Source organism: Bacillus mojavensis (assembly GCF_012648005.1).
GTDB classification, from domain to species: domain Bacteria; phylum Bacillota; class Bacilli; order Bacillales; family Bacillaceae; genus Bacillus; species Bacillus mojavensis.
This window is the reverse complement of the sequence record NZ_CP051464.1, coordinates 3,969,285-3,984,245: the sequence shown is the minus strand read 5'-3', so window position 1 is coordinate 3,984,245 and position 14,961 is coordinate 3,969,285. Positions and strand designations below refer to the sequence as shown.

Below are 14,961 nucleotides of genomic sequence, written 5' to 3'. Positions count from 1 at the left end.
TATGGAGTGCAGTATTCAACAAAATGGTGAGGGGCAGATAAAGTCCCGATGACATACATTCAAAAAGGCACACCAGTTTTTCGTAAAATTACGTTTGCTTTCTTTGCCGCAGGTTTTAATACATTTGCCATTCTGTATTGTGTACAGCCGCTCATGGAGGAGTTCACGCGAGAATTTCATGTGACACCTACAACAGCGAGTCTCTCTTTATCTGTTACAACGATGCTCTTAGCTGTCAGCATGCTTGTTTTCGGCTCGTTGTCAGAGGTATGGGGACGTAAGCCGATTATGGCTGTATCCATGCTGGCCGCATCCGTTCTCTGTCTGGCATCGGCCTTCAGCCCGAATTTTCATACGCTGCTCATATTAAGAACCATTCAAGGGATTGCGCTCGCTGGTCTCCCATCGATTGCGATGGCTTATCTTGGAGAAGAAATTGAACCTGGAAGCCTTGGGTCGGCGATGGGGCTGTATATCAGCGGAAACGCAATCGGCGCCGTTTTTGGAAGGATTGTTTCAGGGCTCTTGAGTGAGTACTTTACTTGGCATATAGCGATGGGGTCAATTGGTGTGATTAGTTTGATAGCGAGTATGATATTTTTTATGAATTTGCCTCAATCGACCCATTTTACGCCGAGAAAACTTGAGATCGGGCAGTTGGGAATGTCTTTAATCAGTCACTTGAAGGACCGGAAACTGTTAAGCTTGTTCCTCATTGGTTTTTTGCTTCTCGGAAGCAATGTTGCATTGTTCAACTACATTGCGTATGTGCTGTTAGCGCCGCCGTATTCCTTTAACAAAGCGATTGTCAGCTGGATATTTATTGTGATGATTGTCGGGATTTTCAGCTCGTCTTTTATTGGAAGAATGGTCGATCAATACGGGTATCATAAAATACTGATGATGAATATTTTTATCGTTACTGCAGGTGCATTATTAACGTTAAACGGCGTATTAGCTGTAAAAATTTTGGGGATTGCCCTTTTTACCTTTGGATTCTTTGGAGGGCATTCAGTCGCCAGCAGCTGGGTTGGGCGGAGGGCCCTGCACAACAAAGCGCAGGCCTCATCGCTGTATTTGTTCTTTTATTATGCAGGTTCAAGTATTTGCGGAACAGTCGGCGGCGTGTTTTGGTCTGCTTTTCAATGGCTGGGTGTCGTCGGAATGATCACGTTCATGCTGCTGTTTGCTTTCGTGCTGTCGGTATTTCTGGCAAGGAGTGAAAAGGTGTCGGGCAGCGCGCTATGACTAATTTATTTTATTTTTCGCTGACAAGAAAGAATGCTTATCTTTTTCTGGACTGAAGATAGGTATTCTTCACTTATAGGCGATATATGAGCAAGGGCCAAACTTCTGCCTTGAATAAATTCTGTCATTTCCTTTATTGACAGTCCAGTTTTTCAAAAGCATTTAATAAGCGTGATCGTTTCGATGTCTTTTTGAAAATAAACACGTATTAATGTAGCTTATAGTGCTTAGACATTCTGAAACAAGACGGGCTGCATGTGATCTGCTGTGTCCTTTTCCTGCATATCATGATTCATGAAGGTGAATAGGAAAGGGTGAATGCAATTGAATCCATACAACAGCAGAATGGCACCTTATTGGGTTTATCATGGTGGAGAATCAACGCTTTACCAGTATCCATATGGATATAGGCAGCCCGTTTTCTCGCGCGCGATTATTACTTCAGCGCGGGGTGATGTGACGGGAGATGGAGTCGCTGATGAAGTCTTCCTTACTGGCAATCAAACGTCAGGCAGTCCGCTATGGAGAAATATCACTTTGGTGATACGTGACGGCAAGACACATCAGGAACGGCAAATTCAGCTTCATAACAATATCGGGTACAATCCTTCACTATTTCTGGCTGATGTGACAGGCAATAAAACGGAAGATGTGGCTGTTGTAATTGATACCGGGGGAAGTGGAGGCTCTATATATGCGTATGTGTTTGCTTATATGAACCGGCAGTTCAGGCAGATTTTCAATTCTGATTCGTTTAATGATGAATTCAAGTACAGTGTGAGCTATCAAAATCAATATAAAGCGAGCGTGATCAGTCAACGCCAGCATGACCAATATATACTGGATCTTACTTACAAAGGCAGAGACTATTTGAATGAGATCTATACGAATCAGGGTGTTTTAAAAGCGCCGATAGAAGGCTGGGTGAATCCTTTATCCGGCTTGTATCCGGTTGATTTCAACAGAGACGGCGTATACGAATTGCTGGCGTATCAGCGGATCGCCGGAAGGTATAACGCCGACTCGTTGGGATATGTTCAAACCGTATTGAAGTGGAACGGGCGGAATTTTGATGTTGACCGGCAGAATGTATCGATTGTTGGCGGTGCCGCAACTTGAGCAGAGAGAATGCGTTAGTGGCAAAGACTCACGCTATAGGTGTTCTGCAACGACGGTCAGTTAATAAGATAATGGTTTGCTGATCTTCTAACATTTCTCGATGAAAATCATCCTGCATAAAATCGCGTTTGCTTTACGTAATCTTCTTTGCTGGTCGGATGTCTGTTTTGATTCAGGAACGTAATATGGTTCATGACATGCTCTTGTCCGGCAGGGTCATGATACGTCACACCGCTTCTAAAAAAATCAGGCTGGCGGCTCTTTTTTTATGATCAAAGAAAAGAGTGCTTTCACACAAGCACTCTTTACTCCAACTTAATTCTTTTCACATCCCCTAGCACAAACACGTAAAAAATCAGTCCGAGCAGCAATACAAAACCGGCAACCAGAAAGCTGAGCGTAAAGGAACCTGTCACATCAAACAAATATCCCGTGAGTGAAGCGGCAATTATGCCTCCGAATAGGTTATTTGCCAGGTTTACCATGGAACTCAGCATGGAAACGGAGCCAATCGGGGCCAGTTCTGCGGAGATGGACCAGCCGACCGGAGCCGTTGCAGAAACGCCGGCGAGGCCGATTGAAATGCAGATAATCGCAACGGTTATATTATTGGTCAGAATGGAGCCCAAAAAGAAAAAGCCAAAGCTCATCCCTACAATAATTACGGTTCGATACACCTTGGTGTTGGAATAGCCTTTCTTGATAAGATAATCGACGAGCCAGCCGCCGACCACAATGCCGGAAATGGTAGAGATCAGCCACGGCACGGCGGTGAATAAGCCGGATGACATGAGATCCATTCCGTATGTATGCTTAAAGAAAGTCGGAAGCCATGTAAGCAGCAGGTTGAATGTATAGCCGTACCCTGTAAATCCGATCATTAAGCCCCATACTTTACGATTAGTGAAAAGCTTTTTTAAAAGCGGACCCGTTTTGTAAGGGATTTGTTCTGTTGTGATTGTATTGTGTTTCTGAATATAGTTTAATTCGCTTTTGGAAATGCGTTTGTGCCGTTCGGGCTGCTCATAGTATTGCCAGAAAAAGATGGTAAACAGCACATTGATGCATCCGATTGTTAAAAAGGCGACCCGCCAGTCAAATGTTGTGACGAGAAAGGCGACCAGCGGCGCACCGATCACGTTTGAAAATTTGGCGGCTGAATCAAACAGCGAGTTCGCCAGACCCCGTTCGCTTGGGGGAAACCATAGAGCGGTTGCTTTGGAAGCGGCGGGGAACGCCGATGCGCTCGTCAGCCCAATGAGAAATCGGAACACATATAAGAGCAGTTTTCCTTGTAAAAAAGCGAGAATGATCGTTAAAAAGCTCCAAACCGTCATTCCGATTCTAGTGACCCAGGCCACGCCAAACCTGTCCAATAAACTTCCGACGGGCAGCTGCATCAGTGTATACGAATAGGTGTAAATCGAAAACACAATGCCGAGTTCAGTTGCTGTGAGGTGAAACGAATCTTGTATCGCCGGGGCAGCGACAGAAATGGCCACTCGATCAAAATAATTAAGAATGATAATGCCGCTCAGTAACGAAGATATGTACCACCTGGTATGCCCGGGCCGTTTCACGCGCTCTTGACTCATGATGAAAACCTCCTCTGTTATAGCATGATCTCCGGATGTAAATACCATTCAAATTTTAAATACCACACCTATCTTTTATGTAAACGAGCAGCAGGAATTTGACTGGAAAAGCCTATTGCTTTAGAATGAAAGTAATAAAAATGAACACTCCAAAGGGGAGTAGCTTTCACAGTAAAGTCGTCATTACGGGAGTAGGTGTCCTCGGCTTTGCTGGCAATTTGATTGTTAGCGAGACCTTTGCCAAATCTGATTTGGTGAAGGTCTTTTTGTTTCTGAACTTCACCAAATCGGTGGAGTTTTTTCATTTTTATCAAAAAAGGGAGAGGAGATTCACTATGTCTAAGCTGAAGAAATGGCTGAAACGTGAATTGGTGAAGAAGGGGCTGCCATTAGCGAAAGAGAAATTGATCCCGATCTTGAAAGAAAAAATGAAGAAGAAACGATAAGGGGGCAAACAATGAAGAAAATGGTTCTGACGGTTTTGGCCGGCGTGGGTCTTTTAGGGGCAGGCGGATGCGGAATACTGGATCAGGTGAATGACGGGCTGGATTATACAAATGAAGCGTCAGCTTATGTGGAAAAGGTGAAGACGTTTGCAGAGGAAGCGCCTGCATTGGCTGAGGAAGCTGTAAATGACACTGAGGCGAAAGAAAAACTAGAGACACAGCTTGAGTCTATTCAAAAGGCAGCGGCTGATTTTAATGAATTAACACCGCCTGATGCCGCAGCGGAGCTTCACAGCACCCTACAGGAGCATAACGACACATTGCAAAAAAGTGCGGAAGACGTCTTGCAGCAAGTGGAAGAAGGAAAGGTATCGCTTGAGGAATTGGAGCAATCCGAATTGGTCCAAAACGCTAAGCAAATTACTGATGTGATGGGGCAAATTGAAAAGCTTGGCGAATAAGAAAAAGCATCCCGGGAGCGGGATGCTTTTTTATTATTCTGCAATCACGTCTGTTAACACAGGAACGACTTGTTTTTTACGAGAAACAACGCCTTTAAGAAGGGCTGTGTTGTTTTCTAATGTGACGTTGAATGCTTTTTCCACTTTGTCCGCTTCGTTACCGATTGCAAGTGCAAGTGAATCGTTTTCTAAGATGTCTGTGATGACAAGAAGGAACAGATCAAGGTTCTTCTCAGCCACAACTTTAGAAATCACTGCTTCTAACTCAGCTTGGCGTTTTCTCACATCTTCGATATCCACTGTGTTGACTTGTGCGATTTCGACTTTTTTGCTGCCGAGTGTGAATTCTTTTGCATCAAGAGAAATCAGCTCTTCAACTGTTTTTTTGCTTAGGTCAGCGCCTGCTTTCAGCATGTTTAAGCCGTATTCTTCAGCATCTACGCCAGCGATTTCCGCAAGTTCTTTTGCTGCCGCTACGTCTTGGTCCGTGCAAGTTGGAGATTTGAATAACAGAGAGTCAGAAATGATAGCAGACAGCATAAGGCCGGCAATTTCTTTCTCGATTGTTACGTTATTTTCTTTGTACATTTTGTTTAAGATTGTAGCAGTACAGCCGACAGGCTCAGCACGATAGTAAAGCGGCTCAGCTGTTTCGAAGTTTGCGATTCGGTGGTGGTCGATGACTTCAAGAACTTGAACGTCTTCAATATCCTTGATGCTTTGCTGGCGTTCGTTGTGGTCAACAAGGATAACGCCGTTCACTTCGTTTGCAGCTGTTTCTACAAGACGAGGGCTTTCTTGTTTGAAGTAATCAAGCGCGTATTGTGTTTCGCCGTTGACTTGTCCAAGTCTGACAGGCTCAGCGTTGAAACCGAGTTTGTTTTTTAAATCAGCGTAAGCAATAGCAGAGCAGATCGTATCTGTGTCTGGATTTTGGTGTCCGAAAATAAGTATTTTTTCCATGATAACTCCTTATCCTTTTTTAAGTAGTGTAAACATTCTTTTTATAGTTTAACACGTCTTGCTGCGGGTGTAATCATGCAAACCCTTAAAAATTGATGTGAATATAAAGCATTTTTTTTGAGTGAAAGAGGAAAGGTGTGTAAAATGCTGGGTAGGTCAGTTGCAAAATGATCTGTAGTATCAAAAAAGGTACTATTGGAGGGTCGAACATGAGCCGAAAAAATAATATTTATCCAAACAAAGAAGGCTGTCCGGTTGAATTTACACTAGATGTCATTGGCGGAAAGTGGAAAGGAATCCTTTTTTATCACATGATAGATGGCAAGAAACGGTTTAATGAGTTTCGCAAAATATGCCCGAGTATTACCCAAAGAATGCTGACCCTGCAGCTTCGAGAGCTTGAAGCGGATGGCATTGTTCATCGCGAAGTTTATCACCAGGTGCCGCCCAAGGTTGAATATTCTCTGACAGAATTCGGGCGAACGCTTGAGCCGATTGTATTGCAAATGAAAGAATGGGGCGACGCCAACCGAGAAGCACTGGAGGCGCGTCGTTCAAACAGTTTATTAAAAGAACAGCAGAAGTAGCAGCAAAGGGAGAGCCTTTGCTGCTTCTTTTATTTCATCGAAATGGCTTTATTGGCGTTTCTGACGTCATTTTTTAACAGGTCAGAAAGGTTGTAAGATGGGTAGTATCCGTGCTGATACATGTATTGATAAACTTGCGCATGCAACTTAATGGCAGCGTTCAGCTGTTTGACAAGTACGGTTCTTAATTGAGGTGTTGCTGTTTCTGTAATTGCGATAGCATAGTTGCGGACAGATGTTTTGGCAAAGCCGAGCAGGTCACCGCTGAAAAATGGGTTATCCGCACGCTCTTCTTCTTCATCATCGCGAGGCATCGGCGCCTGAGGGAAGAATGGGAGAAGCTCTCTTAAATTCTGCTCAACGGCCTGAATGGAAACGCTATAAAGCTGTCTGAGCTGAGGGTCTCTAACTTCTCTAATCATTTTCTTCAGTTTAATGAGCCCGTTTGACTGAAAAGCAACCAGCTCATGCATCTCTAATGTTTCATGCCAAGCCAACGTTCTGCGTTCATCCATGTAACAAATCTCCTTTATCAATCAGATTCTGTATCAGCATATGCCCAACGTTCAATGTTGTTCATGATGTTTTGAAGTTTTTAAAAAGGGAATCCACCTTATATAGGATACGGGTTGAGAACATCCAAAAAGAGGTGAAACACGATGTGGGACATGATAAAGAACTTTTTCTTGTTTAGCAGCGGCGTTCTGCAAGCAACAACCCTTTTACTTGTAATTTTAATATTTGTATATGTCAGAAAAACGAAGAAGAAAAACAAAGAATCTTCTGGTTTTATGGATGATAAAGAATAAGAAGTGATGGGCATTCTTTTAAAGAATGTCTTTTCGTTTGCAATGTTTCACATGAAACATTGGCGTCATTTTACTTGCGATTTGGACTTATGTTAAAATATAAAAGTAATTTTAGAGATGATATGAAAACATTGGTGCAAAACATGTTGCGGCGATGAAAAAAAGAGCAGTCGTTTATGCTGCTCTTTTCTATTCGTATGTTCAGTATGATACGAGGTGACTAAGTGAAACAAACAAGAGCATTAATGGAAGGTGCTATTTTAATCAGTTTGTTTGCGATCATCACACTGCTGGTCGTTTATGTTCCATTGATTGGAACCATTCTGTTATTTGCACTGCCGCTGCCTATGATCCTTTATACGATCAGACACGGATTGAAATTAGGATTATGGATGGGCGCTGTCAGTCTTCCTGTTGTCTTTATTGTCGGGTCCTTTAACGGACTGATTGTAGCTTTTATGTCAGCTTGTGCGGGCATAGCCATGGGGCATTTTTTCAAAAAAAGAGAACCCGGCCATGCTATTATTTCGGGTGCCCTTATTTATATGCTTTGTATCGTGTTCTATTTTGTGATAAGCATTCAGTTTTTGGGTATCAATATCATTGATGAAGCAATGACACAATATCGGCAATCACTCGATATCGTTGAATCCGTTTTGAAACAATCGGGTAATGCTGAAGAACTTGAGAAACAAATGAAACTGATGGAAGAACAATTGAGTACGGTTCAATATCTTTTTCCAACAGCTATCGTGATGGTAGGAGCCATTTTTTCTTTCCTCAGTTACCTTATCGCTAAGCCGCTCTTAAGGCGATTCTCCCCCGATATTCCTAGTCTAAAGCCTTTTAGAGAGTTGAAGTTTCCGCAAAGTGTTGTAGTACTGTATTTGTTGATTGTCATGCTGTCATTTCTGCCTTTAGAAAAAGGCAAAATGCTGTACTCTATCGCTTTAAATGGGGAGTTTATACTCGGATTTCTTATTTTTATCCAAGGTTTATCATTTATCTTTTTCTATTGCCATAAGAAAAAATATCCAAAGGCAGTGGCCGTCATTGCAGTCATTCTTGGTCTGCTGCAACCGATTTTTATGGCAGCCATTCGCATTTTAGGCGTTATAGACATGGGCTTTAACATAAGGAATAAGGTGAAGTGAAAATGAGTTTTACTCACATGGTGGGGAGTGATAGAAATGCCAAGCTTTTATGAAAAACCGTTGTTTCGGTATCCCATCTATGCATTGATTGCTTTGTCAATCATTACAATCCTCATCAGCTTTTATTTTAACTGGATCATAGGAACCGTTGAAGTGTTGCTGCTTGCAGTTATACTGTTTTTTATAAAACGCGCGGATTCTCTTATTCGAAAAGAGATTGACGCTTATATTTCTACGTTATCCTACAGGTTGAAAAAAGTCGGGGAAGAGGCATTGATGGAAATGCCGATCGGCATCATGCTTTTTAATGATCAATACTATATAGAATGGGCAAATCCGTTTCTCTCTTCTTGCTTTAATGAAAGTACATTAGTGGGGAGATCACTTTATGATACTTGTGAATCCGTTGTGCCGCTCATCAAACAAGAGGTAGAATCGGAAACGGTTACATTGAATGACCGAAAATTTAAAGTTGTCATCAAACGGGATGAGCGTCTGCTTTATTTCTTCGATGTGACGGAACAGATACAGATAGAAAAGCAATATGAAAATGAAAGAACTGTGCTGGCCTATATTTTCCTTGATAACTACGATGATGTGACGCAAGGATTAGACGACCAGACGAGAAGCACGATGAACAGCCAAGTGACCTCTTTGCTCAACGCTTGGGCGCAGGAGTATGGAATATTCCTAAAAAGGACATCGTCAGAACGTTTTATCGCTGTGCTTAATGAGAATATTTTAACCGAACTTGAAAATTCGAAGTTTTCGATTCTGGATGAGGTACGGGAAAAAACCTCATTTGACGGCGTTGCGCTGACCTTAAGCGTCGGTGTCGGAGCTTCCGTCTCATCGCTGAAGGAGCTTGGCGATTTGGCGCAATCCAGTCTGGACTTAGCACTGGGCCGCGGCGGAGACCAGGTAGCCATTAAGCTGCCAAACGGAAAAGTGAAGTTTTACGGCGGTAAAACGAACCCGATGGAGAAGCGAACAAGGGTGCGCGCCCGCGTGATTTCTCATGCTTTAAAGGAAATTGTTTCTGAAAGCAGCAATGTGATTATCATGGGACACAAATTTCCCGATATGGATTCTATCGGTGCGGCGATCGGGATATTAAAGGTGTCACAGGCAAATAACAAAGATGGATTTATTGTGATTGATCCGAACCAAATCGGTTCAAGTGTGCAGCGCTTGATTGAGGAAATTAAAAAATATGAAGAGCTGTGGTCAAGGTTCATCACGCCTGAAGAAGCAATGGAAATTGCCAATGACGACACGCTGCTTGTCATCGTGGATACACATAAGCCGTCGCTTGTTATAGAAGAACGGCTGGTAAACAAAATTGAGCATATTGTGGTCATCGACCATCACCGCAGAGGCGAAGAATTTATCAGAGACCCGCTGCTCGTCTATATGGAGCCGTACGCTTCATCAACAGCGGAATTGGTGACAGAGCTGCTTGAGTATCAGCCGAAGCGCTTAAAAATCAATATGATTGAAGCAACGGCCCTATTAGCTGGTATAATAGTGGATACAAAGAGCTTTTCACTCCGCACTGGCTCGCGGACCTTTGATGCGGCTTCATATTTAAGAGCAAAAGGCGCCGATACGGTGCTTGTGCAGAAGTTCCTCAAAGAAACCGTTGATTCCTATATTAAACGAGCGAAGCTAATCCAGCATACGGCCCTCTATAAAGAGAACATCGCGATTGCATCTCTGCCTGAGAATGAGGATGAATATTTCGATCAAGTGCTGATTGCGCAGGCTGCGGATTCTCTGCTGTCGATGAGCGAGGTTGAGGCTTCATTTGCGGTAGCAAGACGTGATGAACAAACTGTTTGTATCAGTGCGCGGTCTCTTGGCGATGTGAATGTTCAGATCATCATGGAGGCGCTGGAAGGCGGAGGACATTTAACAAATGCGGCGACTCAGTTATCCGGCATTTCAGTAACAGAAGCACTGGAGCGGCTGAAGGGCGCCATAGATGAGTATTTTGAGGGAGGCGTACAAAGATGAAGGTTATTTTCTTACAAGATGTAAAAGGAAAAGGAAAAAAAGGCGAAGTGAAAAACGTAGCAGATGGTTATGCGCATAACTTTCTGATTAAAAAAGGCCTCGCGGTTGAAGCGAACGCGTCAAACATCAGTGTACTAAACGGTCAAAAGCAAAAAGAGAAAAAAGAAGCCATCGCAGAGCTTGAACAGGCAAAGAGCTTAAAAGAGACATTAGAAAAACTGACTGTTGAGCTCAGCGCGAAATCAGGTGAAGGCGGCCGTTTATTCGGCTCTGTCACAAGTAAGCAAATTACTGAACAGCTTCAAAAAGACCATAACATTAAAGTGGATAAGCGGAAGCTGGAACTGCCGGACGGCATTCGTGCGTTAGGTTATACAAACGTTCCTGTGAAATTGCATCCTGAGGTGCAGGCTGTGTTAAAGGTACATGTGAAAGAAGAAGCTTAATAGAAAAGAGGCTTGGATTGATCCAAGCCTCTTTTTTTATTCTACGAGATAAAGGGTTTGCTGGCTTTCTCCGTCAGGTCCACCTTTCATGCTTTGCTGGCTGCTTGTGCTGCTCGAGGAACTGCTGTACTTGTCAGAAGATATTTCTTGGCCGTTTTTCTTGATCCAAGAAACGAGTTCAGTATTGCCTGAGTTCTTTTCTGACAGCAGGAAGTATTTCACTTTGCCCTCTTTGACTAGTTTTTTCAGATCAGAGACAGTCAGGATCGGATCTGTGCCGTTGAAGCCGCCGAGTGCCATGACAGATTCATCTGTATTGATGATATATGGCGCAGCCGTTACGGTTGTCAAAGTAGCAAATAGATACTCTTCGCCGGTATTATGCTTTCTCAGATAGGACAAGAGTCCGGTATCAACCTCTTTCACCTCTTTATGATGTCTTATTGTAAATAACAAATATGAAAAACTTATGAATAAACCATAAAGATTCAAAGAATGTCTTGCAGTTTTTTTCATAAAAAAGAGGCGGAGACAAGTTCCCCGCCCATTTTCTATGCTGAATTTCGCTTTCTCTCTGTCTGAAGGACGTATCGATCGCGTCCTGCCCCGAGTCCTGCTGTTCCCATGACGATTAGAGCAGCAATAAGTAGCACAATCGGCATTGTCCATGAATGTGTCTGGTCAAAGAGAAACCCGACAAAGATCGGCCCGATGGCAGCAAGAAGGTAGCCAAATGACTGGGACATGCCTGACAGCGCTGCAGCCTGATACGCATTTTCACTGCGGAGCCCAATGAGAGTAAGTGCCAGACTAATGCTGGAGCCTTGTCCGATACCGATAATCACCATCCAGATGGCAAGCATAGCATGGCTGCCGCCTGTTAATAATCCGCATAGACCGATCAGATAGACTGCGGTCAGCGCTGCAACGATCCCGCGCTGATGTTTCACGCGATCAGCTAAAACTGGTGTCAGAAAAGTGGAAGGCAGACTCGCAAATTGCATGAGTGATACCAGCCATCCGGCGGTTGACGTATCAATTCCGTGTGAACGGAGTATTTCAGGAAACCAGGCGATACTGCTGTAAAATAAGAAGGATTGCAGACCCATGAAGATGGTGACGAACCATGCCATTTTGGAAGCCCAAATCGGACTTGTTTGAAGCTGCGGCGTCTGGTTAGACACATCCCGATGGCGAAGCTGGGGTATCCAAATCAGCAAGGCTAGACATGCCAAGCCTCCCCATAAGAGAAATCCCTGTTTCCATCCGCCATCCAACTGGGCCGCTAAAGGTACGCTGATACCTGATGCTAAAGCAGCGAATATATTCATTGATGTCGTATACAGGCTGATCATGAGCCCTGGCTTTTCAGGGTATTTATGTTTGATTAAGCTTGGCAAAAGTACGTTTCCGATCGCAATTCCGATTCCGATAAGTGCCGTTCCGAAAAACAAAGCGGCAGTATAGCCGGCAGAGCGAATCAAAACACCGATAAACAGTACCAGGAGACCAAGCCATAAGGTTCGCTCATTTCCAAGACGACGTCCTAGCTTAGGCGCGAGCGGAGAAAGAACGGCAAACGAAAGCAGCGGCAGTGCGGTCAAAAAACCGGCTGCCCCATTGGACATGTGCAGCTCTGTCCTGATGGAGCTGATGACCGGCCCAACTGAAGTGATTGCAGGTCTTAAGTTAAACGCGATAAAGATAATACCGGCAATCAGCCAAAACGATTGGATTTTTTTATTTTGTGGATGTGGCAAAGCAGTTACTCCTCTTTTCTAACATATACTTAATATCATTCCGATACATGTAAGCAAGTATGCGAGTGCGGGTTTATGATTTGTCCTCTTTCTGCAATTCAGCCATTTTGGCAAGCAGGATATGCTGAGGCATATGCATGATCTGTTCAAGCGGCAGATTCAAAGACTCTGCAAGCTTTTGTGCAGTTTCAGCAGAAATTTGCAAAGGTCTCACAAAGATCCCTCCTCTCTTTTGTCCATTGTACAAGAATCAGATGTGAAACGTAAGAAGATATCACAAAGGAATGGTGCATTCCGAAAATGCCCCTTATAAAAGAGATAAGGAGGGTTCATCATGAATAAACCGTTATCATTATTAAAACAAATGCTGTATGAGCATCAGATCGACACTGAGAGAGCTGTCACATTGGAAGAATATATCGCATTGCGGCATAAGCTTCAGGAGCTGATGGGGAAATTTGCTTCATTTGAAGAGTGGGAGCTGTATCAAAAGGCGGCGGATATCATGATGCGTACCGGATTCAAATGGATGGAATAGCGTGTCGTACCCGCTGAAAAAGCCCCGCGGCAGCGAAGGCTTTCAGTTTGTTAGAAAGAGAGTTCCTCTTCCACATTTTTATGCTGGTCATAAATCACAAGCTTTGCCGGGCTGTTCTCTTTGGCTACCTGCTTCGCTTTTTCAATTGCGGCGTCTTTAGAGGTGTATAAAGCTGTAGGCGCCACATTATCCACTGTGATAAACCAGCCGTCCACATCGACGTTGGGTGTTACGGCGTATTTCTTCAGCATATTTATTCCTCCCTCAAGTTTTATCAGTTTTTTTCCCCAGGCTGACACTGTCCGAAACTATCCAATCTGCTGACTGAAAAAAATAGGAAACAAAGAATTTTTCTATTTTTTTTCTGGATAAATGGTAAAATGGAGTTTGGAGATTTTTTAATGAGAGGACGGTGCTTAGCATGACAGACCTTCTGAATGATCGGCTGCCGCCGCAAAATATAGAAGCCGAACAAGCCGTGTTAGGCGCTATTTTTTTACAGCCGTCTGCTTTAACACTGGCTTCAGAGGTATTGATTCCAGATGATTTCTATAGAATGTCCCACCAAAAAATTTATAATGCGATGCTGGTGCTCGGAGACCGTGGTGAACCGGTTGATTTAGTTACGGTGACGTCAGAGCTTGCCAACACGGACCTGCTGGAAGAAGTGGGAGGCATATCGTATCTGACTGATATCGCAAACTCGGTGCCGACAGCGGCTAACATAGAATATTACGCAAAAATCGTTGAGGAAAAATCAATTCTTCGCCGGTTAATCAGAACAGCGACAACAATCGCTCAGGACGGATATACCCGCGAGGACGAGGTTGAAGATTTACTCAGTGAAGCGGAAAAAACGATTATGGAAGTGGCGCAGCGCAAAAATACAAGCGCCTTCCAAAATATCAAGGATGTCCTTGTTCAGACGTATGACAACATCGAACAGCTTCACAATCGAAAAGGCGATATTACCGGGATTCCAACAGGGTTTTCTGAGCTTGACCGGATGACTGCCGGATTCCAGCGCAATGACTTGATTATTGTGGCTGCCCGTCCGTCAGTAGGGAAAACGGCCTTTGCCCTGAATATCGCGCAAAACGTAGCGACGAAGACCGACGAGAGTGTAGCCATTTTCAGTCTTGAGATGGGTGCCGAGCAGCTCGTTATGCGTATGCTTTGTGCCGAGGGAAATATCAATGCCCAAAACCTTCGTACAGGAAATCTGACAGAAGAGGATTGGGGCAAGCTGACGATGGCGATGGGAAGCCTGTCCAACAGCGGAATTTATATCGATGACACACCAGGTATCCGTGTCAGTGAAATCCGTGCCAAATGCCGCCGTTTGAAGCAGGAAAGCGGTCTTGGCATGATTTTGATCGATTACCTTCAATTGATTCAGGGAAGCGGACGTTCAAAAGATAACCGTCAGCAGGAAGTATCAGAGATTTCCCGTGAACTGAAATCGATCGCCAGAGAGCTTCAAGTCCCTGTTATCGCGCTATCTCAGCTTTCGCGTGGCGTTGAGCAGCGTCAGGATAAACGTCCGATGATGTCTGATATCCGTGAATCAGGAAGTATTGAGCAGGATGCAGATATTGTTGCGTTCCTTTATCGTGATGACTACTATGACAAAGAAACTGAGAACAAAAACATTATCGAAATCATTATTGCCAAACAGCGTAACGGCCCGGTAGGAACCGTGTCTCTTGCGTTCGTAAAAGAATACAATAAATTCGTCAACCTGGAACGGCGTTTTGACGACGCAGGTGTTCCGCCCGGTGCGTAAACCCCAAGAGCTTCTTCTTGGGGTTTTTTTCAT

At 43.9% G+C, this 14,961-nt stretch carries 16 protein-coding genes and 2 pseudogenes; 10 read left to right on the top strand and 8 right to left on the bottom strand.

Annotated elements, in window-relative coordinates; translation table 11 throughout:
- The first annotated feature begins 48 nt into the window (after positions 1-48).
- Both HC660_RS20645 and HC660_RS20640 read left to right on the top strand, forming a co-directional pair.
- Complete coding sequence (locus HC660_RS20645; RefSeq protein ID WP_168749277.1) at positions 49-1,248, top strand: MFS transporter; 1,200 nt, start codon at positions 49-51, stop codon at positions 1,246-1,248.
- Between the two features lie 324 nt (positions 1,249-1,572).
- Entirely contained in the window at positions 1,573-2,367 is a 795-nt protein-coding gene (locus tag HC660_RS20640; protein WP_168749534.1) for a YybI family spore inner coat protein, read from the top strand.
- A 33-nt stretch (positions 2,368-2,400) separates the two neighbouring features.
- On the opposite strand, the pseudogene HC660_RS21200 reads toward HC660_RS20640, so the two are convergent.
- Positions 2,401-2,624 (bottom strand): annotated as a pseudogene (locus HC660_RS21200) (MerR family transcriptional regulator); the annotation flags it as partial.
- 48 nt (positions 2,625-2,672) lie between these two features.
- Positions 2,673-3,983 (bottom strand): MFS transporter, encoded by a 1,311-nt coding sequence (locus HC660_RS20635; protein ID WP_168749532.1) that lies wholly within the window; start codon positions 3,981-3,983, stop codon positions 2,673-2,675.
- A gap of 436 nt (positions 3,984-4,419) precedes the next feature.
- Between HC660_RS20635 and HC660_RS20630 the strand changes: the two genes are divergently transcribed.
- Positions 4,420-4,869, top strand: coding sequence for a DUF6376 family protein (locus tag HC660_RS20630; RefSeq protein ID WP_010332615.1), 450 nt, complete (start codon positions 4,420-4,422; stop codon positions 4,867-4,869).
- A gap of 33 nt (positions 4,870-4,902) precedes the next feature.
- Here HC660_RS20630 and HC660_RS20625 read toward each other — a convergent pair whose 3' ends face one another.
- The gene (locus tag HC660_RS20625; RefSeq protein WP_168749275.1) at positions 4,903-5,832 is read right to left on the bottom strand and encodes a manganese-dependent inorganic pyrophosphatase; all 930 of its coding nucleotides are present in this window, start codon (positions 5,830-5,832) and stop codon (positions 4,903-4,905) included.
- Positions 5,833-6,041: 209 nt separating this feature from the next.
- Here HC660_RS20625 and HC660_RS20620 point away from each other — a divergent pair, with 209 nt between their 5' ends.
- Entirely contained in the window at positions 6,042-6,419 is a 378-nt protein-coding gene (locus HC660_RS20620; protein ID WP_010332613.1) for a winged helix-turn-helix transcriptional regulator, read from the top strand.
- Between the two features lie 29 nt (positions 6,420-6,448).
- On the opposite strand, the gene HC660_RS20615 is transcribed toward HC660_RS20620, so the two are convergent.
- A complete protein-coding gene (locus HC660_RS20615; protein ID WP_010332612.1) occupies positions 6,449-6,934 on the bottom strand; it encodes a spore coat protein in 486 nt (161 codons plus the stop codon).
- Between the two features lie 144 nt (positions 6,935-7,078).
- On the opposite strand from HC660_RS20615, the gene HC660_RS20610 reads away from it, so the two are divergent.
- The 4 genes from HC660_RS20610 (at position 7,079) to rplI (ending at position 10,844) form a co-directional block, all read left to right on the top strand.
- Complete coding sequence (locus HC660_RS20610; RefSeq protein ID WP_010332611.1) at positions 7,079-7,228, top strand: hypothetical protein; 150 nt, start codon at positions 7,079-7,081, stop codon at positions 7,226-7,228.
- A gap of 224 nt (positions 7,229-7,452) precedes the next feature.
- The gene (locus HC660_RS20605) at positions 7,453-8,382 is read left to right on the top strand and encodes a YybS family protein (RefSeq protein ID WP_168749273.1); all 930 of its coding nucleotides are present in this window, start codon (positions 7,453-7,455) and stop codon (positions 8,380-8,382) included.
- Positions 8,383-8,418: 36 nt separating this feature from the next.
- Positions 8,419-10,398: a cyclic-di-AMP phosphodiesterase GdpP gene (gene gdpP / locus HC660_RS20600; RefSeq protein WP_010332609.1), complete on the top strand. Its 1,980-nt coding sequence runs from the start codon at positions 8,419-8,421 to the stop codon at positions 10,396-10,398.
- Entirely contained in the window at positions 10,395-10,844 is a 450-nt protein-coding gene (rplI, locus tag HC660_RS20595) for a 50S ribosomal protein L9 (RefSeq protein WP_010332608.1), read from the top strand. The genes gdpP and rplI overlap by 4 nt, the downstream gene beginning before the upstream one ends.
- A 36-nt stretch (positions 10,845-10,880) precedes the next feature.
- On the opposite strand, the pseudogene HC660_RS20590 reads toward rplI, so the two are convergent.
- The 3 genes and pseudogenes from HC660_RS20590 to HC660_RS20580 form a co-directional block, all read right to left on the bottom strand.
- A pseudogene (locus HC660_RS20590) lies at positions 10,881-11,264 on the bottom strand (mannosyltransferase YkcB-related protein); the annotation flags it as partial.
- A gap of 131 nt (positions 11,265-11,395) precedes the next feature.
- The gene (locus tag HC660_RS20585) at positions 11,396-12,604 is read right to left on the bottom strand and encodes a CynX/NimT family MFS transporter (protein WP_168749271.1); all 1,209 of its coding nucleotides are present in this window, start codon (positions 12,602-12,604) and stop codon (positions 11,396-11,398) included.
- A gap of 73 nt (positions 12,605-12,677) precedes the next feature.
- Positions 12,678-12,818 (bottom strand): YycC family protein, encoded by a 141-nt coding sequence (locus tag HC660_RS20580; RefSeq protein ID WP_003242786.1) that lies wholly within the window; start codon positions 12,816-12,818, stop codon positions 12,678-12,680.
- A 120-nt stretch (positions 12,819-12,938) separates the two neighbouring features.
- Between HC660_RS20580 and HC660_RS20575 the strand changes: the two genes are divergently transcribed.
- On the top strand, positions 12,939-13,142 hold the full coding sequence (locus HC660_RS20575) for a hypothetical protein (RefSeq protein ID WP_010332605.1): 204 nt from the start codon (positions 12,939-12,941) through the stop codon (positions 13,140-13,142).
- Between the two features lie 50 nt (positions 13,143-13,192).
- On the opposite strand, the gene HC660_RS20570 is transcribed toward HC660_RS20575, so the two are convergent.
- On the bottom strand, positions 13,193-13,393 hold the full coding sequence (locus HC660_RS20570; protein WP_010332604.1) for a DUF2188 domain-containing protein: 201 nt from the start codon (positions 13,391-13,393) through the stop codon (positions 13,193-13,195).
- Positions 13,394-13,563: 170 nt separating this feature from the next.
- Here HC660_RS20570 and dnaB point away from each other — a divergent pair, with 170 nt between their 5' ends.
- Entirely contained in the window at positions 13,564-14,928 is a 1,365-nt protein-coding gene (gene dnaB, locus HC660_RS20565) for a replicative DNA helicase (RefSeq protein ID WP_010332602.1), read from the top strand.
- Positions 14,929-14,961 lie beyond the last annotated feature (33 nt).